We start from the raw sequence: 25,254 nt of genomic DNA, 5'->3' as shown, positions 1-25,254 counted from the left end.
AATATTTTTTTCCAGTCTTACTTTTTCATGATGTTTGTATTAAACCATTTCATACTAATCTTTTCATACGTACCATCATCAATCATTGATTGGATGGCCTTGTTGATTTTATCAGCAAGCTCTTTGTTTCCTTCAGCAATCGCAACACTTACACGATCTTCATTCAGTAAATCGCCAATTTCCTTAATTTTTAAGCCTTTTTCATTTTTTGCACTAACACCCACAATTTTGTCAGTGATGACGGCATCTAAACGGCCAAGTGCCAAATCTTGAAGTGCATTTACGTCAGTTGGATAGCCCTTCACTTGATCAGATAATTCTTCGGCCATGTCTTTCCAGGTACTAGCCTGAATGACTCCAACTTTTTTACCCTTTAAATCCTCTTTCGACTGAATATCGGAATTGCCTTCTGCTACAAAAATTTGTGCGCCAGAAAGATAGTACGGATTAGTGAAATCAACTTGCTTATCACGTTCAGGTGTAGCGGTCATACTGCCGATAATGGCATCATATTTTTTTGCCTTTAGCCCTTGGATAATCGTTTCCCATGGGTTTGTAACAGGGTTTGCTTCAAGCCCGATTCGCTTGGCAATTTCTGTTCCAATTTCAACATCAAATCCAGTCAATTTTCCGTCCTTCTTAAAGTTAAGCGGCGGATACTGCCCTGTCATTGAGAATGTTAATGCACCATCTTTTACTAGTTCAAGTTTAGAACCATTTGCTTTTGTAGTCTTTTCTGCCCCATCACTCTTCGCAGTTCCACAAGCAGATAAAATCAACATCATCGCAGCTAATAAAAATACAAACTTTTTCATAAATATTCCCTCCCTGGTAATAAAAAAACACCGTCGATTTTAGTATGACGGTGTTCTAGACACCCCCATCGATTAGCATTGATGAAGATAGTTCTCCACAATTCCAATGGAACTGTGACAGTTCTGCCCCTATTCGAGTGCAGACCCAGCTTTCTGAAAGAAGTGATTTCAGAAGCTTCGGCGATTGATCCTTTTTCCTATTTTCATAGATTTCACTAAATCTCAAATAGGATACTAATAAAAATCGCGACCTCTACCTCATCTAATGCTAAAAGATGAGGATTTTATATTTAGTTTAACGAAGCTTTCTTCAGTATAAAAGAATATTCTAACAGATGCAATAATATTTTTTTTGGAATTTGTAACCAGAATGAAAAGCCTTGACTGGTTTTCTTTCTTGAGATACATTTTTTTAAAATACCAAAATTTAAAATTACTAGAAAAAGGGGTCAAGCTAATGTTGCAATGTCGTGAGGATGTGCTGACTTTCACGAAACAGCTCGTAAACATTGAAAGTGTCGTTAATTCCAATGGCGAAAAAGCCATTGCCCAGTCTTTATACTCTATGATCTCTTCTATGCCCTATTTTTCACAAAACCCTAGCCAACTAGTGTTAGAACAAACGCTTAACGATGACCAAGAACGATATAATGTTCTTGCTTTTGTTAAAGGAACAAAGGGAATTAGCAACCGCACATTGATTTTGATGGGCCATATTGACACGGTTGGGATTGATGACTTTAATCAATTAAAAGACCAGGCATGCTTCCCGGAGAAACTAATGGAATCACTCAAAGGTGAACAATTGCCCACTTCTGCTATGGAACATTTAAATTCAGGGGATTGGTTATTTGGACGCGGCGTCCTTGATATGAAAAGCGGGGTTGCCAGCAATTTATATCTCTTAAACTATTATTCTCTGCACCCTGAAGAATTAGACGGAAACATTGTCCTCTTATCAGAATGTGATGAGGAGGATAGTTCACATGGTGTTCTTTCAGCTTTGAAAACATTAAAACGCTGGAAAAAGGAACATGGTTTTGACTATGTAGCAGCGATTAATGCGGATTTCGTTTCACCCAGATATGAAGGCGACGAAAATCGCTATATTTACAAAGGGACAGTCGGAAAGTTGCTGCCATCGTTCTTTATTACGGGAGCAGAAACTCATGTAGGCTCAGCCTTTGAGGGTCTCGATCCTAACTTCATCGCCGCAGAACTGACCAGGCAAATTAATTATAATCCAGAGCTTTGTAACGAAGCTTTTGGTGAAACAACCGTTCCACCCGTTTCTTTAAAGCAAACCGATTTAAAACCGTCTTACACAGTTCAGACAGCCTTATCTGCCTACGTGTACTACAATTTCTTTATTCATTCCTGGTCACCGAAGGACGTACTTGAAAAGTTAAAGGAGCAAGCCTATATTGCCTTTACTAATGCCCTAACATCTTTTGAAGATAGGTACAAGCAGTATAGTGCAATGAGCGGGGAGCCTTATATGCAGCATCCATGGAAACCGCGCGTCTTTACGTTTGAAGAGATGGAGCAAGTATTGCGAGCGGAGAATGGTGATGTTTTCACCACTCATATGAATGAGTTTAAAGAAAAGCTTTCAACAAATACCTCTTTAGATACGCGTATGTTTGCAGCTAGAGTCGTAGAGGAAGCTTGGAAATGGATGAAGGATAAAAATCCAGCGATTATTCTGTTTTACTCCTCCCTATATTCACCACGAATTGAGTTGACAGGGAAAACAACAGACGAGCTTGCTCTGATTACGGCATTGGATGAAGCTGTGGTAGAAATCCAACCACATTATCAATATCCAATTGTGACAAGAAACTTTTTCCCTTATATCTCTGATATGAGTTTTGTTGCTCTAAGTGATGATGAAGCTGGTATTAATGCCGAAACCAACAATAACCCGAGCTGGGGTACTAAACTTTTTGTAGACTATCAAGACATTCGTGATATAAATGTACCAGTCATCAATATCGGTCCTTATGGTTTAGATGCTCACAAAAAACTTGAACGAATGGAAATGACTTACTCACTAGAAGTGGTCCCAAACTTAACAAATCTTGTGATTCAAAAGCTTTTGAATCGCTAGTCCAAAGGCTTGTAGACCTGGTCTACAGGCTTTTTTGCGGGTATCATCATTGATTATCCTAATCCAATCTTGTAGACAAATATTGCTAATTTCTAACCACGTGTGCAAAAATAAGGTAGATACATAAATTGGAGGGATATAACCTGTGAGAACCATTAACTTAGGATCCAGTCCACTAGAGGTGCCAGTTGTTGCAATTGGCTGCATGCGGATTAACTCGCTTGAGAAGCCTGAGGCAGAGCGTTTTGTACAAACGGCTTTAGAAGCAGGAGCTAACTTCTTCGACCATGCGGACATATATGGCAGCGGAACATGCGAGGAAATTTTCGCGGATGCAATCCATATGAACGCGGAAGTTCGTGAAAAAATTATCCTGCAATCCAAATGCGGGATTCGTAAAGGCATGTTTGATTTTTCAAAAGAACATATATTAGAATCGGTTGATGGCATCTTGAAGCGCCTAAACACGGAATATCTCGATGTCCTACTTCTGCACCGTCCCGATGCGCTGGTCGAACCTGAAGAAGTCGCAGAGGCCTTTGATATCCTGGAAAACTCAGGAAAGGTGCGGCACTTTGGCGTATCGAATCAGAATCCGATGCAGATTCAATTGCTCAAGAAATTTGTGAAGCAGCCACTTGTCGCGAATCAATTACAATTAAGTATCACCAACGCCAATATGATTTCGAATGGAATCAATGTAAACATGGAGAATGATTCAGCAATCACCCGTGACGGAAGTGTTCTTGATTTTTGCAGACTGCATGACATGACAATCCAACCTTGGTCTCCATTCCAATATGGATTCTTTGAAGGTGTCTTCCTTGGAAACGAGAAATTTCCAGAATTGAATCAGCAGATTGATGAAATTGCAGCCAAATATGAAGTTAGCAACACGACAATTGCGACTGCGTGGCTGTTACGTCATCCCGCGAATATGCAGCCAGTGATTGGTACGATGAATATTGACCGGTTAACGGACTGTGTGAAAGCAAGCGAGATTCATTTAACACGTGAAGAATGGTATCAAATCTACCGTGCTGCAGGAAATATCCTCCCTTAAATACGCAAAAACTATTGGTATTAATGGTAAACACCGGTAATATCAAAAAAGTTAAGACGAACTTTGCAACATAATTGTAATAAATTGAGATTTAGCTCAGTAGCTATCACTACTGGGCTTTTTACATTATATTGTATTGGAAAAGTCCCATTTTCAGACTATTAAATGAATATAGATATACTATTGCAATATAATTGCCACAGCTGTAAAGGTTTTAACATACGCCTGTTATTTGTTAGTGAAAAATCCATGTTAGGATTAGGTTAAATTAGCTGACAAAAAACAGGGAGGATAAAAAATTGCTAAAAAAAATTAAAACATTCATAGCAGTTGCTGTACTCTCAGGAACTATGAGTGCTAATGTACAAGCTGCAACAATAAATGTAAAACAAGACGATACCCGTTGGGACCAATATAATCTAACCTTAGAAAAAATCCAAAAAGATGCGGATTCGCTTGAAACAGACATCCCCGTAAATCCAGCAGCACCAACTGTTTCGGAACCATTTCCGGTTTCCGCCAAGCCGCTTATTGCACATGCAAAAAAGAAGAGTGCATCTCCAATCAAATTAACGAGCAGCATTACGTCAAAAGAAACAAAAAAAGTAAAAGAAACAGAAAAAGTAAAAGAAACAAAAGAAATAACAGTGAAAGCTACTGCCTACACCGCTTCATGTGAAGGATGTTCAGGAATAACCAAAACTGGTATTAATATTAAGGATAACCCCCAAAAAAGGTCATCGCCGTTGATCCCTCTGTTATTCCACTCGGAAGTAAAGTCTATGTAGAAGGCTTTGGTGAGGCAATCGCGGCTGATACCGGAGGCGCGATTAAGGGAAAGCGCATCGATATCTTTATCCCATCTGAACAAGATGCACTTGATTTTGGCGTAAAAAAATTAAAAGTCACCATTTTAAACTAAGATGACAAACCAGCTGATTCGAATGATCTTCATTACCTAAAAACACTGCAACACCTTTATGCACAAAGGGGTTGCAGTGTTTTTTACATAAATATAAACGACACCATTTTCTGATCATTAATTTATTTTAGAAATATTATTGCAATATAAATGCCATGGTCGTAAACGATTTAACATCTGCCTGTTCTTTGTTTCAGAAAATTCTATGTTACGATGATAAAAACTTAGCAACCAAAGAACATGGAGGGTAAAAGAATGCTTAAAAAAATGATTATGCTTATAGCAGTTGCTGTACTCTCAGGAACTGTAAGTGCTAATGTACAAGCTGCAACTGTTACTGTACAAAAAGGAGACACCCTTTGGGAATTATCACGTGAAAATAATACATCTTTAGAAAATATACATAAGATGAATCATCTTGCAACCGACCTCATTCACCCTGGGGACGTGCTAACGATTGCCCCCGAAAAACATTATAACGTTAAACAAGGTGACACTTTATGGGACATTGCCGAAGCGCATTCCGTAACTGTTTCGCAAATTAAAGAATGGAACAAGTTAGATTCCGATCTCATCCATCCAGGATTAAGTCTATTAATCTATGAGGGTTTACATAGTACTAATAAATTTGTATCAGAAAAATCAATGAAACCTGCCACACAAATATCAAAGAATAGTAATCCTGTGACAAAAGCTGCAGGCGCTAGTAATACAGCAGATTCAAGAGAAATAACAGTGAAAGCTACTGCCTATACGGCTTCCTGTGAGGGATGTTCCGGCATTACCAAAACTGGAATTAACCTTAAAGCAAACCCCAATAAAAAGGTCATCGCCGTCGATCCATCTGTGATCCCGCTTGGCAGTAAAGTTCATGTAGAGGGCTTTGGTGAAGCCATCGCCGCAGATATAGGCGGAGCGATTAAAGGCAAGCGAATTGATGTCTTTATTCCATCTGAACAAGATGCAATCGATTTTGGCGTAAAAAAATTAAAAGTCACCATTTTGAATTAAACTCCCAAACTATCCAGAATTATCCCTATAAACAAAAACACTGCAGAACCTCTATCGACAAAGGGATTGCAGTGTTTTTTATTGTAAACAACTAACTCCAAAAAGAAGTTAAATTCAAATATTACAACAGAACAAAAGAAATTTCACCGATAGACAAAATATGACAAAGTTCACACTTTTCAATCTAGTAGAATAGTATTAAAATTAAAGTATAATATAATACTATGTACTATATGTTTTGAATGTGGAACCATAGGCTTTAAGTCGAAAGACATCAAGCGCTGGTTTTTTTTAGATATCGGAGGGAACTTTAATGGAAAATGCTGTTAACGAATCGGTCGAAGGAATGGACAAACAACGGTCTAAATCACCCAAACGACCGGCAAAATGGAAGCCTATTTTGATAGGTATTATCGTCATCATTGCAGTTATTATTGCGGCAATCAGCTATTATCAGGCAAACTACTTTAATGCTCATATCAAAATTAATGACACAAATGTTGGTGGACTGACGGCCGAACAGGCACTGAACAAATTAAAAACAACCGTATTAAAAAACGAAGTTTATGTCGAAAACCAACAAATAATTGATGGAAATGATACGAAGATGGGCTTTACGGATAAAGATCTGCCAGGTGTCAAAGAATTATTAAAAAGCCAGCGAACGTACTTTCCTTCTTCAAAGGCGAAAGAATTTTCATTCATACCTAGCCAACCCGATCCGTATCGCAGCGAAGAGATGAAGAAACAAGTCAAAGAAAAGCTCCTATCAATGAATGAGAGTTTAACGGCTCCTTTAGATGCGAAGGCCAGTTTGGAAGAAGGTAAAGTTGTCATCTCAAAAAGTAACGATGGACAGCAGCTTGATATTGCCAGTCTATTAAAAGACTATGAAAAGCAAGGATATACGAGCGAAATCCGTTTGAAGCCTGTATACATCCAGCCAATCAAAGAAGATAGTTCGATTGTAAAAGATGAACAGAAAAGGCTAGAAGAGCTTCTTCTGCAAACCGTTAATTATAAGGTCCAGGATAAAGTATATTCTTTAAAAGGCAGCGAATTAATCCAAAATGCCTCGGTGACAAAAGACTTAAAGGTTAAGATTGACCCTAGCGATATAAAGGAGAAAATCGCTGATATTAATAGTTCTCAATCGACATTGGATAAAAATTTTAAGTTTAAGACCCATTCAGGTTCAGTCGTCACAGTTAAAGGAAAAGGCTATGGTTGGGCATTAGATGTCGACAAAGAAGCAAAACAAGTGAAGTCCGCTTTTGAAAAAGGAGAAAACTCTATTACTGCTTCTCATACAACCGGACATGGCTGGAGTGGTGAAGGTTATGGTTTTGAAACGACATCAAACCATGGAATCGGTAGTACCTATGCTGAAGTTTCGATTGCACAGCAGCGTATTTGGGTTTATAAAAATGGGAAATTGGTTGTTACTACGAATGTTGTGACCGGTAAACACAGCACCGGTAATGATACCTCCAAAGGAGTATGGTATATCCTTTATAAACGATCACCTTCCATGCTAACGGGCAGAGAACTTGGAGGAAAACCTAGTTATCAAGTAAAAGTTGATTATTGGGCACCATTTACAAATGATGGACAAGGATTTCACGATGCAGGCTTTCGGTCTAACTGGGCAAGTAATGCCTACTTAAATGCTGGATCACATGGCTGCGTCAATACACCACCTAGTGTAATGGGAACTGTTTATAATACACTCAGCACTTACGACCCAGTTGTCATCTATTAAACAATCGATTCGAATCAGGAAATCGTTAATGATTTCCTGGTTTTTTTATTTTATTCAAATCTGATGATTGAAATATGTCAGTTAGAGGTTTCAGCAGTATAGGAAAAAGAGCATTTCTGAGAAGGAGAATGCTCTTTTTACCTTTATTAGACAAGTAGCTTAATTAACTCATCATTTGCTTGAACTTTCCCAGCTTTAGCGGGGACCACATCTAAATATTGATTGGTATTCGTAATCACTACAGGTGTTTTTACATCAAAGCCTTTAGCTTTAATTTTATCCATTTCAAATTGAATCAATAAATCGCCCTTCGCCACAGTATCCCATTGTTTTACTTGAGAAGTGAAAAATTGACCTTTTAAATTAATCGTATCTACCCCAATACAAATTAAGATTTCAGCTCCATCCTCGGACGTAATACCAATGGCATGTTCAGTTGGGAAAAGAGTGGTGATTGTTCCGTTAACGGGTGAAATCACCTCGCCCTTCGTGGGTTCAATTGCAATTCCTTTACCGACCATCTCTGTTGAAAAAAGCGGATCGCTAATTTCACTTAATGGAATAATTTCTCCGCTTAACGGACTTAGAATCGTTTCTCTCTTTACATTCGCTAGTCTAAATTCTTTCACGGTTTTGGCAAGCTCTATGTCACTTTTCCCTTCATATCCAACTAAAAGTGTCAGCACCAATGCGATAACTAAAGATGTTAATGTACCAATTAAATAGAATCCGATTGGTACAAATACAGGAATAGACAAGAAACTTGGGAGAGCAAATGCCGTCCCTTTCACCCCCAGTGCCCCATTAATCGCTCCGCCAATTGCTCCGGCTAGTGCAACAATCACCATCGTTCGTTTGTACCGGACGAGGATACCATAAGTGATGATTTCTGTTGTCCCTGCTAAGGCACCGGGAACAAGCCCGGATCCAGCAAGTGTTTTCAGATCCTTGTCTCTTGTTTTTAACAGTACTCCAAAGCCCATTCCGATTTGAGCAAAAGGTGCTGCGGCAATCATTGGGCTGAGCGGATCACCGCCCGTCGCAAGGTTTGCGATAAATATTGGAATAATGGCCCAGTGGAGTCCTAATATGGTGAGGAATGACCATGCTGCTCCCATCACAGCACCTGTAAGCATCCCGCTTTTTGAACTTAAAAATTTGATCACCACTGCTAAAGCCCCTCCGACATAAGTACCGAAGGGACCAAAAACAAGCACGGTCAATGGGACAATAATAATTAATGAAATTAGTGGATTCACAAACATTTGTAAGTCCTTATAGATTACTCTTTTCAAAAGCTTGTCTAAGACGGAATACATGGAAACAGCAATTAAGATGGGAAAAACAGTTGATGAATAATTCGCTAATATAACTGGAATTCCTAAAAAATCTACATTTTGAGCTTTTGATGCAACTAATCCCGTATAATGTGGTTCCAAAAGCGCAGCACCAATCGCACCTCCAACAAAGCCGTTGGCTCCAAGCTTTGCGGCCAATGTGATTCCAAGAAAAACAGGGAAGAAGTAAAAAATTGCATGTCCGGCTGCAGAAAGAATAGCATAGGTCCCGCTTTTATCAGATAACCATCCTAAGGTTACTAAAATAGCCAATAAAGCTGAAATTAATCCAGCTCCAGCAAGGACCCCCAAAATAGGTGCAAAACCGCCGCTAACCACTCCTAGGATCTTATTCATGACCGTTTCCTTTTCTTCTTTAGGGACATCGTTTGAAATAGTTGTCGTTGTCATTCACCTGTTCTCCTTGTTAGCGAATTTCCATTAGATAAAACAATTTCTATATGCAAGAACACTATCTTATGCTTTCCATTTTCTAATCACGATATTTTAAAAATTTCTTTCACCGTGGAAAATGAAGGCACAAAAGGAGCCTTCCTTTAGACCAAAGGATAGGCTCTTATTTTGTGCTGATAGACACAGACCTATTAGTCTAATTGATAATAGCTGCATACAACTTGTCCAACTGCTTTAGCAGCTACTAGGAGTGCGTCTTCATCGATATCAAATTTTGGATGATGATTGAAGTAAGGACTTTCTACCCCTTTTGGTGTACAAGCGATGTAAAAGAAGCAAGCAGGGAATTTTTCAGCGTAATAAGCAAAGTCTTCGGAAGGAGGCATCGCCGGAAATTCTTTCACTTCCTTTATATCTTTATCATTCATGCTTCGTAAACTTTCTGCAACCTGTGCAGTAATCTCGGGGTTGTTGTATAAAGGCGGATAATCCGGAGCATAAGTAAGCTTGCAGGTTACGCCAAATTCTTCTTCAATTCCTCTAACAATCCGTTTAACTTCCTTCTCAATCGTATCTTTTGTTTCTACAGTCATATAGCGAATATCGCCTTCTAGTTCTACGCTGTCCTTGATTACATTGAATGTCCCTTTTCCATCAAAGGATCCAATGGTGATAACACCCACATCGAATGGACTTAATCTGCGGCTGACTATGGTTTGCGCTGCTGTTACAAAATATGCCGCAGCAACAATGGCATCGTTAGCTAAATGTGGAGAGGAACCATGTCCACCTTTTCCTTGTACTTTTAATTTCATGTATGCCCGTCCATTGAAGGAATACCCAGCATGATAACCGACTGTTCCCGCAGGTCCCATCGGTAACAAATGAATCCCATAAATGGCATCCAAGTCGTCAATCAAGCCAGATTCGACAATACTTTTTGCTCCACCCGGTGGAACTTCTTCTGCATGTTGGTGAATGACTTTGATGGTACCCGGGATGGAGTCCTTTAATTGAATTAAGCAATCAGCTAAAACTAACATGTAAGCTGTATGTCCGTCATGTCCGCACGCATGCATGACACCTTCATTCTTTGACTTAAACGGCACATCCGCTTCTTCTACAATAGGAAGTGCATCAAAATCAGCGCGAAGTCCAATGGTTTTCCCCGGTTTTCCTCCTTTAATCGTTACGATAATGCCATTCCCATTCCCAACATTCGTTTGGATGTCAACATCTTTACCTTTATAGAAATCGATAATATACTGAGCTGTTTTCTCCTCTTTAAAAGAGACCTCAGGATTTTCATGTAAATGGCGGCGGATTTCGATGATTTCTTCTTTACGTGATTCTAACATGCTTATTAAATTGCCTTTCATCATTTTCGGCTCCATAATAGCCTCCTAATTAGAAATATAAGTACAAAAGGGATAGTTTTAAAAAAAGAGCCCTAATTCCTCCTCAAAATGAGGAATTAGAGCCAAATCCACTAGTAATTGTTTCTAACTTATTTGTTTTTGTTTCTGCTTTCCTAGTTGATGCACTTTTTCATATTTGCTATACATTAGCCATGCAACAACTGAGAAAATAACGGGTCCTGCTACGCTCCAAATGGTTGTTTGCATATCTCCTTCTAAAGCTGGCTGCATGATACTAAAGAAATTTGCAAGTCCAACGGTTAGAACGACGATTATTGACCAGAAATTTGCACTTCCTTGCGTTTTAAATATGATAAACGGCTTATTGATTTCCACCTTTTTCTTAAAATAAGGGAAGGCAAGTGCAATAAATACATAGGGGATCGTCATAGCCACGTTAGTCATCGACACTAATATGTTAAAAAATGCAGCCATTGTGCTTCCTCCGAAAGCGATGAGTGCAATCATTAAACAAACAATCGCAGCTTGAATCCACATAGCATTAATAGGTATTCCATTCTTTGTTTCACCGACTTTTCCAGGCCATAATCCCTTAGGTGTTCCTTCAATTAGCTGCTTAAGCGGTGCAAACATTAAGGTAAAGAACGCACCGGACAATGCTAGGAACATGGAAAGTCCGACAAATCTTGCAACCCCAAAGCCCAGAGCCGTAGCTGCAGCATGGCTAGCACCAAAAGCTGTTCCAAGTGAATAGCCTAAATTGGCCATTACGATATAACTTGCATTCCCCAGGTTAACATTTTCAATCCCCATTACATCTGCCCAGTTTGTGAATACACCAATTAACAGTATTCCTAATGAATAGCCTACAGAGATGATAGTGGCAGATAAAAGAATTCCTTTCGGAAACGTTTTTTCCGGATTTTCCGTTTGGTCCACTAACCCGCCTACTGCTTCAAGTCCACCATAAGCGAATAAAGCATAGACTACAAATGCTAATGAAGCGATAATATCTCCTGCATATATTGGATTAGGTGTTTGAGTAAATGAATGTATCCCTGAAATCGGCTGTGCTAATTGTCCTTGATTACCGATAAGAACTGCGATTGCACCAACCCAAAGAAATACATTCAATAACAAGACGGCAGAACCACCCAAATTAGTGACTTTCTTAATTTTATCCAGACCCTTGGTTGATGTATAGGTTACAGCAAGAATCCAAACAATTCCTAAAACGCCTAGTACCTGAGGACCTCGGAGATTAACTAAAGTCCAGTTTTGCGTTGTATCTTCTCCAAAAATCGCATTTGACACCGGAACCCACATACCAGATGCCACATTAACCATCCAAGTTATATAAGAAAAATACCACATGAACGTTCCTATAAATGCAAATTTCGAGCCGATGGATTTCTCCATCCATGAATAGATGCCACCTTTTTCGTCTTTAAAGGCGGAACCAAATTCAGCTACCATTAATGCAAAAGGGACAAAGAAGGTGATCGCTGAAAAAATGTACCAAGGAATAGCAGCATAACCCATCTTATAAAATGATCGTGGAATGTTGTTAAATCCATAAACAGAAGTAAAAATCATTAATACAAGGGATATTAAAGTCAAATTTTTGGTTATCTTTGTGTTTGACGCCATCTATTTTCTCCCCTTAATTTGTCATCATCGTCCTTCCTTAGTATGACCTTATATTTATTCTATATAAATATTTGGGCTGGAAGAGATGGAGGAAATAAATAGCCTATTGTATCCCGGTAAGGTTGATACAAATTATGGCAGCGGTCCAATCCTGACTTGGGAGGATAAGCGCTTTGAAGAGTGGGGACAAAGCATCCTATATATTAATTACTGATTTATAAAAGTAGTAACTTAAAAAGGGACGCTGATGCGCCCCTCTGTACTTCATTCTTATGCTGCTTTTCTTAGTGCAGTTACCTATTTTTTTCTTGTATCCGTATGGAGTCATCCCTTTTAACTCATGGGGAGTCATTTGCTTCCAGAGTCTTTTAACAACTTATGACGAACATAGTCAAGATGTAAAAACATTTGGTGAAAAGCCTCAAAAGGATCTCTTTTTTCCAATGCTTGATAAATAGCCAGGTGATGTTGAATGGTTCGTTCTGGTTCGCGAATTTTTATTTCACTATTGGTTTTGACGTGGGTAACAATTAATGTATCAATCATTCCCTCCACAATTGGATTATTCGCACTTAAGGCAATAGTCCGGTGAAATTCAATGTCTGCTTCCCCATAGTTACCCTCTTTGTTGTTGGCAATGGCTTCAATCGTCCCTTTTAATCGTTTAAGCTCATCGTCGCTGATTTTTTCAGCAGCTATCGTTATTAATCCCAATTCCAAGGCCATTCGGGCTTCTAACATTGCCTGCAGATTATCATGCGCTAAGGATAGCATAATAGAGAAGGGATGACTGCTAATTTTATTATTAAAAAATGTACCTTCCCGTGTTTTTCGGTTAATAACACCCAATGATTCAAGAGAACTAAGTGCCTCCCGTAACACAGGGCGGCTGACATTAAGTATTTCCATTAGTTCCATTTCTGTAGGAAGTTTCTCGCCCGGCTTCATTTGACCACTAACCAATAGTTGGATAATATTTTCGACTACCTGCTTAGATAAAGTATTGCGGTGTACTGAATCAACTTTTATTTTTTTAGGAGTTTCGTCCATCGTTAGGCCCCTTGTATAACCAATTTTGTAAGCCTATTATAATCTATTTATATCTCTTTTCACCAGCGATTACAAAAAACGCTGCCATATATTAGCAGCGTTCGGTTTACTATATTTTCAATACACGGCATACATTTTCTGCCGCAAAAGCTAAATTTTCTTCCCCGCATTCGAGTGCTTCCTCTAATGTGGTCACTCCTTTTAAGATCCCAATAATGGCAGTAAATCCGTTGTCATACAGGGACTCGACTCCATTGCCAATTCGACCAGCAAACGCGATCACTGGAACAGAATATTTTTCAGCGATCGCAGCAACGCCATAAGGTGTTTTACCAAACAAAGTCTGGCCATCAATGCTGCCTTCTCCTGTAAAAACGTAGTCTGCTCCCTTGACTTGCTCCTCGAGGCCGGTATACTCAATGACTAGATCAATTCCTTTTTTAAGCTGGGCATTTAAAAAAGCCAATAGCCCCGCACCAAGCCCGCCTGCGGCTCCAGCACCATCCAAATGGGCAATATCTTCACCTAATAGTTTTTTAATCACATCAGCAAAATGTGCTAAATTTTGGTCAAGAATTCTTACCATTTCCGGGGTTGCTCCTTTTTGGGGGCCAAAAATAGCTGATGCTCCATTGTCGCCAATTAATGGATTGGTGACATCACAGGCAACATCCATTTGCACGGTTTTAATCCGTTCATCTAATCCGCTCATGTCAATGGAATGTAATCGATGTAACGTTCCACCGCCAAACGGCAGTTCATTTCCATCTTGATCCTTAAATGAAACTCCCAGTGCCTGCAGCATTCCTGCTCCACCATCATTGGTGGCACTTCCGCCAATTCCAATCAGGAACCGCCTTACACCTTTGTCTAAAGCATGTTTGATTAATTGACCCGTTCCATAGGTTGTTGTCAGTAACGGGTTTCTTTCTTTTGGTTTGATTAATTCAAGACCACTTGCACTGGCCATCTCAATCACAGCCGTTTGCCCTTCGCCCAAAAGGCCATATTCCGCAATTACTTTTTCTCCTAATGGACCAATGACTTCTGTCTTTATGATTTCTCCGTTCGTCATACTCACGAGAGAATCTACTGTTCCTTCTCCGCCGTCAGCCATGGGAACGATCACACATTCCGAATGAGGAAATACTGCTTTTATCCCTTTTTCCATTGCAAGGGCAGCTTTCTTTGCCGTCATACTTTCCTTAAATGAATCGGGAGCTAGTACAAACTTCATAACAATCTGTCCTTTACGTTTTATAAGTTTTATATTTTTGAAAAGAGAAGGGTGACTATTCAAGCCACCCTTAAATTTTTAACGAACAAGGCAAGGACGCTTGTTATCAAATTTCCAGCCAGGGATGTAGAACTGCATACCGACTGAGTCATCACGAGAGTTAAGTCCCATATTATTGTATACTTCATGCGCCTTCAAGATTTGGTCCATATCTACTTCAACACCTAAACCTGGCTTATCAGGAATCGCTAAGTGCCCATCCACGATTTGGAATGGATCCTTCGTTAAACGCTCAATTCCTTCCTGCCAAATCCAGTGTGTATCGATTGCTGTAATTTCACCAGGAGCTGCCGCAGCCACATGAGTAAACATCGCAAGTGAGATATCAAAGTGGTTATTAGAGTGAGACCCCCAAGTTAGTCCCCAATCATTACACATTTGTGCTACACGCACAGAACCTTGCATCGTCCAGAAGTGCGGGTCAGCAAGCGGAATATCAACTGATTGCAGTGAAATCGTGTGGCCCATTTGACGCCAGTCTGTCGCGATCATATTCGTTGCTGTTGGAAGACCTGTTTGTCTCCTGAACTCCGCCATGACTTCACGGCCTGAGTAGCCATTTTCTGCACCGCATGGATCCTCAGCATAGGTTAGAATGCCATGCATATCCTTACAAAGCTCAACCGCTTCTTTTAATGACCAAGCACCATTTGGATCAAGGGTGATTCTAGCATCAGGGAATCTTTCTTTTAGTGCTTTAATCGCTTTGATTTCTTCTTTCCCTTCCAAAACGCCGCCTTTTAGCTTAAAATCTTTAAAGCCATAAAGTGCTTGGGATGCCTCTGCTAGACGTACAACTGCTTCAGGAGTTAACGCTTCTTCATGGCGGATTCGGTACCATTCCACTTCAGAATCCGGATGGCCGTAATAAGGTAAATCCGTCCGATTACGGTCGCCAATATAGAACAAGTATCCAAGTGTTTTTACTTTATCACGCTGCTGGCCTTCACCCAGAAGAGCAGCAACAGGAACATTTAAATGCTTTCCTAATAGATCAAGCAGGGCAGCCTCAATCGCAGTAACGGCGTGAATCGTGATTCGTAAGTCAAATGTTTGTAGACCGCGGCCAGCTGAATCACGACCAACAAATTCTTTTCTTACTTCATTTAAGATATTGTTATAGTTACCGATTGATGAGCCGACTACAATGGCTCTTGCATCTTCAAGCGTTTTACGGATGCTTTCGCCGCCTGGTACTTCACCAACACCGACATTACCATTGCTATCCTTTAAAATCACAATGTTTCTAGTAAAATAGGCACCGTGTGCGCCGCTAAGATTTAATAACATACTGTCACGGCCGGCAACAGGATATACTTCCATTTCTGTAACAACCGGAGTAGCATTTATCACTTTCTCAACTGTTTTCATGGGGATATCTCCAATCCAAATGATTTAGTTTTTGGCTGTGTTAAACTTATCTGTTGATTGCAGCTAAAATCAACAAATAAATTTAACACAGCCTCGTTTTTAAAAAGAGAGAACGCAGAATTCGTCCATGCCACGTTCTCTATAGTATTTTTTTAATATGAATTATCTTGAAATTTCTACATTCGCTAATTTTTCATAGTATTTTAATAGACTGCTGTGGTCATCGAACTCATGACCATCCACCTTTAAGGCATACATCATTTCTAAAACAGCTGCAGTTAATGGAGCTGGAGCGCCAAACTCGTGGCTAGTTTCCATCGCATTTGATAAGTCTTTAATGTGTAAATTGATACGGAAACCTGGGTTGAAGTTACGGTCTAACATCATTGGTGCTTTTGCATCTAGTACCGTACTTCCAGCTAGACCGCCGCGGATGGCTTGATAGACAGCTTCTGGATTTACTCCAGCTTTTTGAGCTAGTACAAATGCTTCAGAGACAGCTGCAATGTTTAAAGCAACGATGACTTGGTTTGCAAGCTTTGTTACGTTACCAGCACCAATTTCACCCACATGGACAACCGATCCAGCCATGGCCGCTAAAACCTCTTGCACTTCTTCAAAAACTTCTTTCTTACCGCCAACCATAACAGAAATCGTCCCATCAATTGCCTTTGGCTCGCCTCCGCTGACAGGAGCGTCTAACATGTCCACGCCCTTTTCGATTAATGCTCGATAGACTTCTTGAGAAGCAGCCGGTGCGATGGAACTCATGTCAATATAGATTAATCCTTCACGTGCACCTTCGATTAGTCCGTTTTCTCCTAAAGCAACAGCTTTTACGTTTGGAGAGTTTGGAAGCATAGTAATCACGATATCTGCTTTTTCAGCAATTGCTTTTGGAGTTGTTGCTACTTCTGCACCTAATTGTTCAAGTTCGTTTACAGCCTCTTTATTAAAGTCACTAACGATTAACTGGTAACCAGCTTTGATCAAGTTTTTGCTCATAGGCTTCCCCATAATTCCTAGTCCAATAAATCCAATTTTCTTCATTTCTACTTCACTCCTACAAATTTTTTTATTAAAAGAGGTACAAGTTTGTACTTCTTATTTAGAAATTTTAAAACCAGGCAGCAAACCCCATCTAAATGGGTGGGGGGATTGATCGTTTACCGCCCGATTGACTCAAAAGAAAGTAATTATCCAATCACCATATTAAGAAGTAAGACACCAATCAAACCAATGATGGCAAGTGCAGTTGTATAAGTTGTTCTTATTTTTATTGCTTCAGGGACGGATAAATTAAGGTATTCCTTAAACATCCAGAAGCCTGGGTCAGTTACGTGAGAGAAAGCAATACTTCCGCATGTAACGGCAAGTGTCATTAATTCCATGCTAATTCCTGAAGCTTGTGCAATAGGAAGTACTACTCCAGAAGCAGTCATAACGGCAACAGTTGCTGAACCAAGAGCAATACGTAAGAGAGCAGCAATGATCCAAGCAAGCACGATTGGAGACATGTTCCAACCACCTGTGATATCTTTGATATAATCGGCAATCCCACCATCAACAAGTACTTGCTTAAATGCGCCGCCTGCGCCAATAACCAAAATGATCATGGCCATTGGCTTAACTGCATTGGAACAAGACTGCATAACATCTTTTAATGGACGACCAATTTTTGGTCCAAGCAGCCACATAGAGATTAAGAGAGCGATTAATAGTGCCATTTCTGATGAACCGAAGAAATCCATTGCGTGCCTAAATCCGTTACCTTCTGGTAAAAATATAGTTGAGAAAGCATCAATTGCCATAAGGATTACTGGAATAAGAGCAACGAAAATACTTGATCCAAAGGATGGCATTTCTTCCTCTTTAAACGTTTTGTTTGTAATAATCCCTTCAGGGATGGCTGGATTAATTTTTTTAATAAATGGCAATCTAGTCCATGTAAGTGCGATAAAAGTAGCCGCAGGTATTGCAATAATTAAACCGTATAAAAGAGTTAATCCCATGTCAGCATGGAAGACATCAGCAACTGCTGCTGGTCCAGGGTGTGGCGGAAGAAAACTATGACAGGTTGACAATCCAACTGACATTGGAATAGCAACCCATAATAGATTTAATTTTGTTTGACGTGCAATAACAAATACTAGTGGAATTAATAAGACAAACGCTACTTCAAAGAACATTGTTATACCAAGAACAAATGCAGCAATTAATATAGAAATTTGAATACGTTTAATTCCCATCTTATCTACTAAACTAGTAGCAATACGTTGTGCGGCTCCCGCATCAGCCATAACGGTTCCAAGCATAGCACCGATACCAACAATAAGGGCCGTGCCGCCCAGTTGGCCTCCAAGGCCATCACCAATGGTTTCCCAAATTTGATCCAATGGCATTCCCACGAGGAGACCGACAAATATAGAAGTCAAGAGAAGGGCTATGAACCCGTTCATTTTTAGCGGAATCATTAAAACTAGTAAAAGGACAACTGCTAAGGCAACATACAATAATGGCATGTTATTTCTTCCTTCCCTTAGGAAATTAATAAATTTGGTAGAGTTCTAAATCTTTTAAAACATTTTCTAAGATTGTTTTGCTTTCTGGATTCATCTCTGCTGCAGGCGCAAATGAATAACCCACATCAATTCCTACCATTCTTAAACCTTCTTTTAATACGACAGGGAATGTTGCTTTGTCCACAGCTAAGCGTAATGGAGCAAGTTTAAACTGCAATTCTAGTGATTTTTGATAGTCGCCAGCCACAAATGTATTGTAAATATCTGCTACTAGTTTAGGAGCAATATTTCCTGTACTTGCAATCGCACCAGTGGCACCATGACATAAACCTGCATAAATGAGCGTGTCGCGTCCGAGTAATACGGAAAAAGATTCACGAGGAGTTACTCGTAAGTACTCAGCTGTTTTCGTCATATCACCGCTCGAGTCTTTAATTCCAATTATGTTGTCAACCTTACTAAGTTCTTCACACGTCTTCACATCAATTTTCACTTGGGTACGTGCTTCATTCCCATACAGAATAACGGGAAGGTTTGTTGACTTGGCAATGGCTTTAAAGTGCTCAGCTAACTCCGTTTGAGTTGGTGACATAAAGTATGGTGTAAGGACAGATAGTGCTGATACACCGCCAATTTCTTCAACCATTTGAGCAGTTTGGATACAGTCTCTCGTCGTAATCTCACTGGCTCCACAATAAATGGGAACTCTGCCAGCTGTATGATCAACTGTGACTTCTACAACCCGGCGCTTTTGCTCTGGTGTTAACCCGTAAATTTCACCACTGCTCCCTAGAATGAATAAACCATGAACACCGCCTGCAATTGTGTAATCAATTACTTTTCTTAAAGCATCTTCCATCAAGTTACCATTTTGATCTAAAGGTGTGACTAATGCGGGTATGACCCCTTTTGGCTTAAACATTGATTTAACTCCTCCTTGCTCTTCAATTTTAAAAAATTCCTGAAACTCCAACAAGTTCATCAAATTTGTGAACTGATTCACATAGTTTACTTTTGGAAAAGGTTATTATTTTGATTAGCACTTTTTTTAACTTAGTAATCTAATAATAACCACTTGGAGTGAACACTAATGCGAAAGTTGTTACAAATAATAGACATGTGATAATGGAGTACATTTAAAGATTAATAGACGTTGTGTTTATTTGTGAATTTCTTCACATGTCTATTGTAAACGGCTTCGGTGTAAATATCTTCATTCAGTTTGCTAAAGTATATCTATAATTTTTTAGGCAAATGAACAAGAGGATTATGGTTTTATAAGAGTTTAAAATTGTCAAGATAGCTTATGTGACCGCTTTATTACAATAAATCAACTATATTTTAAACTTTATATCATTTCTAGTAACCGTTTACATTTTTATTGTATAATTGTCTTACAAATAAATCAATCATTCAAATTACTAAGAAACCTTATTATTTTTTAGGCAAACTTACAAATCATTTAGAAAACCTATATTCCTAAAGGGGGAACTGCCAATGAAAATAAATAGAGTACTCGCTCAGGAGATTGCGGATAAAGTAATGATGGTTATTCCTTATAATGTAAACATCATGGATGAAGTGGGGATGATTATTGGAAGTGGGAACGCCAATCGAATCGACACTTTTCATCAAGGGGCCATTTCAGCGGTTGAACGTGGAACGATTGTCTCCATTTATGATTCAGAAGGCTCTTCAAAGCCAGGTGTAAATATCCCATTCCATTTCAAGCAGGAAATAATCGGGGTAATTGGAATTAGCGGGGAACCCACAATTGTTGAACCTTTTGCAGAGTTAGTCCGCGTTACGGCGGAATTATTAATTAACCAGGAATTTTTATTTAGAGAACGCAGAATACAAGAGCAAATGAAGGAAGAGTTTTTATATCAGTGGGTATTTCGACTAGATGAATATGATGCAGCTTTTATTAATAATGGGGAGGCTATTGGCATCAATCTTAAATTGGAGAGAAAGGCCATTATCGTGAAGGGAGAAACGATAAAAGAACCCTATTTAAAAGAGCAGGAATTTACATTCAAACTGAATAAATCTAATGTTTTATTCATTGTGCCAACTGATAGTGATCTCTTAAAGCGATTAGAACCGATGATTACTCAGCAGAGTACCAAAATTGGAATCGGTGATAGCAGTACGCATGTAGCAAAATCAGTACACGAAGCAAAGCGAGCAATCGATATAGCAGAAAGACTAGGAATGCCATCCACTTACTGCTATTATCAGGAGCTAAAGTTTATTGATTATTTGACCAATAAAGATCAGTCATTTAGCGAAATTAGTCATTTTTTTCAGGAGCTTGAGATTACCCCTAAAGGCCAAGAGCTTATTGACACACTTCTTTGCTATATAAAAAACAGTGGGGATATGAATGCCATTTCTAAGGAACTTCATATCCATCGGAACAGTTTAGCTTATCGTTTACAGAGGATTGAAATTTTGACAAACAAAAATCCAAAAAAATTCACAGATTTATTTCAACTCTATACTGGTTATGTTATTTATAAAATGCGGGATTCAGAGTAAAAGTTGTTTTTGCATAAAAAATCAGCCTATGTGAAGGCTGATTTCTTTTGAATCTATATTTCAACTAATATATGAAATAATGACAATTCCAATAAGAGCAAAGATTGATAGATGGAGTCCATTCGCACGCAGTCCTGTTTGAACACCTGAAATTCCCGAAAAACGGCTGACCAATAAGTTCAAAGAACATAGTAACCAAATTATCGGTAATTTCAACTTCAACATCTTCCGGGGATGTTAAAGGCAAGGCACCTTCTAGTGGCCCGCTGTTGTCTTTATTTCTTGGCAAAATGCTGCCATTCCCAATAAACGTGCAATAACCACTGGATTTTAGCCATTCGCGAATCATATTTTGTTTTTTTACCAATTCATAAGCAGCATTTAATTTGATGAGATCAAACTTGGCAATAAACTCCTCCACTTCTTTTGGAAGCATTCTGCAGAATATGCGCATAGCTTTTACCGCTTTACCTACAATAATACCCACCCAAAGGAGACCAAGAGTAATAAACTTATCTTAAAAAAGGTACCTCTCTGGTCTTTTTACACTGTATCCAAAATGTTATTATCAAAACCTCATTTACTTATGATAAGGTTCACCGTAACAACTTAAGTGGCGGTTTTTAATACTATTTCCTCTTGTAATGACATAAATGTCCGGAATTGATCATCTAGGATTTCCTCTATCAACTATCAAACATCCTTTTACGACTATTTTTTCTCTACATTTTCCTTCTACTCTTATGTTATGCTCCGCTTGTTTGATAGTCAGAGTTACTAGATCCCCCACATAAACAGGGGCGATAAAGGTAAATTCATACTGACTCAAAAACTCATGAGGTGTGAGAATTTCATTTGAAAGCACACTTAACACTCTGGCCACAGTTAACATCCCATGGGCAATTTTATTCATGAATCCTTGTTGTTTCGCCGCTTCTTTATCTAAATGAATGGGATTGCTATCACCTGAGATAACCGCATATTGTTCAACGTCCTTTTCCGTAATTTGATAGGTAATCGCATTCATGACAAACCACCCAAGGTCAAATCAGATATTCCTTCAAAGCAGAGTTTTCCATCCCTATTAAATAAAAATAAAGTTTGTTTCATAAAAGTAAGGTTGTGACGTTGGTATTGATCTGTAACTTCTACTACCGCTTTGTAGATCTCTTCAATATACATTCTTTGATGCTGTATACATTTCTGTTTTCGATGAATAATAGGATGTTTGAGTTCCCAAGGGGTTTCAAGCCATTTATAAGCGATCATAGGCATTGTTGGAGGAAGAGGAATCGTTTCGAAACTGTAGTCTTTTGCCCTCTCCGAACTCTGATAGATAGGATTTCGATCACCTATCAATTGAACAAATTGTTGCACATCATCTTTATTAAAAATAATCTCATGTTCTTTCGTTTTCATGTTACCACCTCGAATAGGACCGCTACTCCAATTCCTCCACCACTTCCAATGGCAGCCAATACATATTTGATACCCTTTCGTCTTTGTACTTCATAGAAAAGCCTCGTGATTATGATACTTCCTGAAGCTCCATAAGGATGTCCTAGCGTTAAAGCTCCACCGCAAACGTTCAACTTGTCATAAGCAATGGAAAGTTCTTTTGTACAGGCGACAATTTTGGAAGAGAAAGCCTCGTTTATTTCAATTAGGTTTATGTCCGCAATGGTTAATTCGTTTCTTTTTAATAAATCTTGAATCGCTGGAATAGGGGCAGCCCCTGGATAATTAGGATGTACACCTGTGACTTCACTATCCAAAAATCGTAATATGGGCTGGAATCCATTATTTAATGCCATGTTTTCTTCCATGACAAGTACAGCCGATGCCCCGTCATGTATCCCACAACTGTTGGCTGCGGTAACGGTACCGATCTTTTTAAATATAGGCTTCGCCCTATTTAAAAGTACTTCCATCTTTCTTTTCCTAAAAAGTTCTTCATCTTGGTGGAAATCCACAAGTTGAATGATCTCTTGATTAAAATATCCTTTATCATAAGCTTCCCAGCTACGTTTATAACTTAATAGAGCATATTCATCCTGCATTTCCTTTGAAATGGCGTATTTTTCTGCCACATATTCTGCTGCAACGCCCATATCTGGGTCGCCAATTTTTTCAGGAGAAAATCTCGCTCTAGATGGAAACGGAGAGGTACTCGTGCTTTCTACACCACCAGCAATGTAACAACGGCCAGCTCCGCCTTGGACAAAGTAACATGCCATCCGTATTGCTTCTAACCCTGCACTACATTGACGATCAATGGTGATTCCCGTTACCGAAAGAGGAAGTCCTGCTTCTAACGTAGCAACTCGAGCTACGTTTCCACCTGGTCCAACTACATTTCCCAAAATGATGTCATCTATCCTATCTTCCAATCCTTTCGCTAAATGTTGGAGGAGAGGAGCTGCAAGCTTATACGGCTGAATATCTCGTAAAATTCCACCCATTTTTCCAATAGGTGTTCGTTTCGCTTTGACAATTACTGCCCTTTTAATCACTGCTCACCTTGCTTTCCATTCGTTTTATAAGCTCAGCACGAGCTATCTTGCCACTCGTTGTATATGGCATTTCAGATAGAAAAAGCCACTTACGAGGAATTTTAAAGGAAGATAAATGCAGCTTACAAACTCTTTTTAAATCTGACGGGCTTGCCTTTCCTTTTACTACTGCAGCCACAATTTGACCCCAGTATGAATCTGATAGGCCAATTACAGCAACTTCCTCGACATCTTGATGCAAGGCAATTACTTTTTCAATTTCTTCAGGAAAAATATTAATTCCCCCATATAAAATCATATTTTGTTCACGGCCGATAATATATAAAAAGCCATCCTCGTCAAAATAGCCCATATCATGGACCGTGGCCCACCCCTCTTCATCATGAATGGAATGAATGGTACTTCCCTCATAATCAAAGTACCCATTTATCACAAATTTGCTTCTTACATATATTTTTCCGGTCTCATTTAGCTTTGCTAATTTCTTATCTGGACGCCGTATTTGTACCTCAACTCCATAACAAGGCTTTCCGACAGATGTTGCTTTCTGAATACCTTCTCTATCAGAAAGTACCGTAATGAAGCTCAATTCACTAGCTCCATAAAACTCGTACATGGTCCTATTAGGAAACATATGACGGATTTCTAGTTTTGATCTTTCAGACCATTTTGCACCAGATGAAAGAATTTTTATAGTCTTATCGATTTGGATTCCTTTTTTCAGGAATGCTTCTACCATAGTCGGAACTACATAAATGGTTGTAATGGGTAAGGACTGTATCCATGTAAGTGCTTCAATAGGAGAAAACTTTTCTAAAAGAAATACAGTTCCACCTAAATACAAGGTGCTAATAGCTCCATACAGAAAATGAGAATGAATTAGGGCACCAGGAATAAGAACTTGATCGGATTCATCTAATCCGAAATCAAAACGATTGCAATCAAAGCTAGCCACCCATGAATCTTGAGAGCGAACAAAAGCTTTTGGGTTACCTGTCGTACCAGAAGTAAATCCAATGTAAAAAGGCAGATTTTCTTCCGTTTTTCTTACAGTTGCAGGATCAAATTGAGAGATTTCCTGTAAACAATCATCCAAAATCGTTATATTAGGAATGCTTTGCTTGATTTGAGAGTAAATTTCTCTAGTTGTGACAATGATAGAAGGGCGGGAAAGGATGACCCTCTTTTCCAATTCGGATATATTCCATTTCAAATCATATGAAACAGCAATCCAACCAGCCTTAGATGCTCCTGCAAAGAATTGTAGGAAAGGGATACCGTTTGGCAAAAGGATTCCTATTGTTTTATTTTCTGAATGAAGAGAATGAAGCCAGTTCGCTGTTTGATTGATTAATTCATACCATTCTTGATAACTGATTTGTTGATGATTCGTATGGATAGCGATTTTGTTTGGGGATAATTTTGCGAAAGTCTTATATGAATCTGTAATATTTCTCATGATATATCACCTTTAAAAAAAAGACACATCAAGGTGTC

22 protein-coding genes and 1 riboswitch are annotated in these 25,254 nt (G+C 39.0%); of the genes, 7 read left to right on the top strand and 15 right to left on the bottom strand.

Going from position 1 to position 25,254, the window contains the following annotated elements; genetic code table 11:
• Positions 1 to 17 precede the first annotated feature (17 nt).
• Positions 18 to 815, bottom strand: coding sequence for an ABC transporter substrate-binding protein (locus RCG22_RS15925; protein WP_308103722.1), 798 nt, complete (start codon positions 813 to 815; stop codon positions 18 to 20).
• An 80-nt stretch (positions 816 to 895) separates the two neighbouring features.
• A riboswitch (Lysine riboswitch) is annotated at positions 896 to 1,079 on the bottom strand.
• Positions 1,080 to 1,272: 193 nt separating this feature from the next.
• Here RCG22_RS15925 and RCG22_RS15920 point away from each other — a divergent pair.
• The 6 genes from RCG22_RS15920 (at position 1,273) to RCG22_RS15895 (ending at position 7,683) form a co-directional block, all read left to right on the top strand.
• Positions 1,273 to 2,925 carry a M20/M25/M40 family metallo-hydrolase gene (locus RCG22_RS15920; RefSeq protein ID WP_308103721.1) on the top strand — a complete coding sequence of 551 codons (1,653 nt, stop codon included), beginning with the start codon at positions 1,273 to 1,275 and terminating at the stop codon, positions 2,923 to 2,925.
• A gap of 145 nt (positions 2,926 to 3,070) precedes the next feature.
• The gene (locus RCG22_RS15915) at positions 3,071 to 3,988 is read left to right on the top strand and encodes an aldo/keto reductase (RefSeq protein ID WP_308103720.1); all 918 of its coding nucleotides are present in this window, start codon (positions 3,071 to 3,073) and stop codon (positions 3,986 to 3,988) included.
• A gap of 299 nt (positions 3,989 to 4,287) precedes the next feature.
• Entirely contained in the window at positions 4,288 to 4,776 is a 489-nt protein-coding gene (locus RCG22_RS15910) for a hypothetical protein (protein ID WP_308103719.1), read from the top strand.
• Positions 4,728 to 4,910 carry a 3D domain-containing protein gene (locus RCG22_RS15905; RefSeq protein ID WP_308107179.1) on the top strand — a complete coding sequence of 61 codons (183 nt, stop codon included), beginning with the start codon at positions 4,728 to 4,730 and terminating at the stop codon, positions 4,908 to 4,910. The genes RCG22_RS15910 and RCG22_RS15905 overlap by 49 nt, the downstream gene beginning before the upstream one ends.
• A gap of 255 nt (positions 4,911 to 5,165) precedes the next feature.
• Complete coding sequence (locus RCG22_RS15900; RefSeq protein ID WP_308103718.1) at positions 5,166 to 5,921, top strand: LysM peptidoglycan-binding and 3D domain-containing protein; 756 nt, start codon at positions 5,166 to 5,168, stop codon at positions 5,919 to 5,921.
• A 313-nt stretch (positions 5,922 to 6,234) separates the two neighbouring features.
• Positions 6,235 to 7,683 carry a L,D-transpeptidase family protein gene (locus RCG22_RS15895; RefSeq protein WP_308103717.1) on the top strand — a complete coding sequence of 483 codons (1,449 nt, stop codon included), beginning with the start codon at positions 6,235 to 6,237 and terminating at the stop codon, positions 7,681 to 7,683.
• Positions 7,684 to 7,829: 146 nt separating this feature from the next.
• Here RCG22_RS15895 and RCG22_RS15890 read toward each other — a convergent pair whose 3' ends face one another.
• The 9 genes from RCG22_RS15890 to dapA all read right to left on the bottom strand — a co-directional run bounded on the left by RCG22_RS15890 (position 7,830) and on the right by dapA (position 19,625).
• Complete coding sequence (locus tag RCG22_RS15890) at positions 7,830 to 9,431, bottom strand: glucose PTS transporter subunit IIA (protein WP_308103716.1); 1,602 nt, start codon at positions 9,429 to 9,431, stop codon at positions 7,830 to 7,832.
• Between the two features lie 194 nt (positions 9,432 to 9,625).
• On the bottom strand, positions 9,626 to 10,813 hold the full coding sequence (locus RCG22_RS15885; protein WP_308107178.1) for an amidohydrolase: 1,188 nt from the start codon (positions 10,811 to 10,813) through the stop codon (positions 9,626 to 9,628).
• Between the two features lie 123 nt (positions 10,814 to 10,936).
• Positions 10,937 to 12,463 (bottom strand): glutamate/gamma-aminobutyrate family transporter YjeM, encoded by a 1,527-nt coding sequence (yjeM, locus tag RCG22_RS15880; RefSeq protein WP_308103715.1) that lies wholly within the window; start codon positions 12,461 to 12,463, stop codon positions 10,937 to 10,939.
• A gap of 348 nt (positions 12,464 to 12,811) precedes the next feature.
• On the bottom strand, positions 12,812 to 13,513 hold the full coding sequence (locus tag RCG22_RS15875; RefSeq protein ID WP_308103714.1) for a FadR/GntR family transcriptional regulator: 702 nt from the start codon (positions 13,511 to 13,513) through the stop codon (positions 12,812 to 12,814).
• A gap of 109 nt (positions 13,514 to 13,622) precedes the next feature.
• On the bottom strand, positions 13,623 to 14,750 hold the full coding sequence (locus RCG22_RS15870) for a glycerate kinase (protein WP_308103713.1): 1,128 nt from the start codon (positions 14,748 to 14,750) through the stop codon (positions 13,623 to 13,625).
• Positions 14,751 to 14,828: 78 nt separating this feature from the next.
• Positions 14,829 to 16,181, bottom strand: coding sequence for a glucarate dehydratase (gudD, locus tag RCG22_RS15865; RefSeq protein WP_308103712.1), 1,353 nt, complete (start codon positions 16,179 to 16,181; stop codon positions 14,829 to 14,831).
• 162 nt (positions 16,182 to 16,343) lie between these two features.
• Positions 16,344 to 17,252, bottom strand: a complete 909-nt coding sequence (garR, locus tag RCG22_RS15860; RefSeq protein ID WP_308107177.1) for a 2-hydroxy-3-oxopropionate reductase — start codon at positions 17,250 to 17,252, stop codon at positions 16,344 to 16,346.
• A gap of 125 nt (positions 17,253 to 17,377) precedes the next feature.
• A complete protein-coding gene (locus tag RCG22_RS15855) occupies positions 17,378 to 18,703 on the bottom strand; it encodes a gluconate:H+ symporter (RefSeq protein ID WP_098260292.1) in 1,326 nt (441 codons plus the stop codon).
• A 25-nt stretch (positions 18,704 to 18,728) separates the two neighbouring features.
• Complete coding sequence (dapA, locus tag RCG22_RS15850) at positions 18,729 to 19,625, bottom strand: 4-hydroxy-tetrahydrodipicolinate synthase (RefSeq protein ID WP_308103711.1); 897 nt, start codon at positions 19,623 to 19,625, stop codon at positions 18,729 to 18,731.
• A 575-nt stretch (positions 19,626 to 20,200) separates the two neighbouring features.
• Between dapA and RCG22_RS15845 the strand changes: the two genes are divergently transcribed.
• On the top strand, positions 20,201 to 21,244 hold the full coding sequence (locus tag RCG22_RS15845) for a CdaR family transcriptional regulator (RefSeq protein WP_308103710.1): 1,044 nt from the start codon (positions 20,201 to 20,203) through the stop codon (positions 21,242 to 21,244).
• Between the two features lie 64 nt (positions 21,245 to 21,308).
• Here the strand turns inward: RCG22_RS15845 and RCG22_RS15840 are convergent, their stop codons facing one another.
• The 5 genes from RCG22_RS15840 to RCG22_RS15820 form a co-directional block, all read right to left on the bottom strand.
• Positions 21,309 to 21,731: a P-loop domain-containing protein gene (locus RCG22_RS15840; protein ID WP_308103709.1), complete on the bottom strand. Its 423-nt coding sequence runs from the start codon at positions 21,729 to 21,731 to the stop codon at positions 21,309 to 21,311.
• Between the two features lie 180 nt (positions 21,732 to 21,911).
• Positions 21,912 to 22,271 carry a MaoC/PaaZ C-terminal domain-containing protein gene (locus RCG22_RS15835; protein ID WP_051633558.1) on the bottom strand — a complete coding sequence of 120 codons (360 nt, stop codon included), beginning with the start codon at positions 22,269 to 22,271 and terminating at the stop codon, positions 21,912 to 21,914.
• Entirely contained in the window at positions 22,268 to 22,663 is a 396-nt protein-coding gene (locus tag RCG22_RS15830) for a MaoC family dehydratase (RefSeq protein WP_166251286.1), read from the bottom strand. The genes RCG22_RS15835 and RCG22_RS15830 overlap by 4 nt, the downstream gene beginning before the upstream one ends.
• Positions 22,660 to 23,754: an acetyl-CoA C-acyltransferase gene (locus RCG22_RS15825; RefSeq protein WP_308107176.1), complete on the bottom strand. Its 1,095-nt coding sequence runs from the start codon at positions 23,752 to 23,754 to the stop codon at positions 22,660 to 22,662. Before RCG22_RS15825 ends, RCG22_RS15830 begins: the two co-directional genes overlap by 4 nt.
• Complete coding sequence (locus RCG22_RS15820) at positions 23,750 to 25,216, bottom strand: AMP-binding protein (protein ID WP_308103708.1); 1,467 nt, start codon at positions 25,214 to 25,216, stop codon at positions 23,750 to 23,752. The genes RCG22_RS15825 and RCG22_RS15820 overlap by 5 nt, the downstream gene beginning before the upstream one ends.
• Between the last annotated feature and the right edge of the window lie 38 nt (positions 25,217 to 25,254).

The sequence above is a fragment of the Neobacillus nitrireducens genome, from assembly GCF_030915405.1.
Taxonomy (GTDB): Bacteria; Bacillota; Bacilli; order Bacillales; family Cytobacillaceae; genus Neobacillus.
Note: the sequence above shows the minus strand (reverse complement) of the source record. Positions and strands in the feature narration are given on the sequence as shown.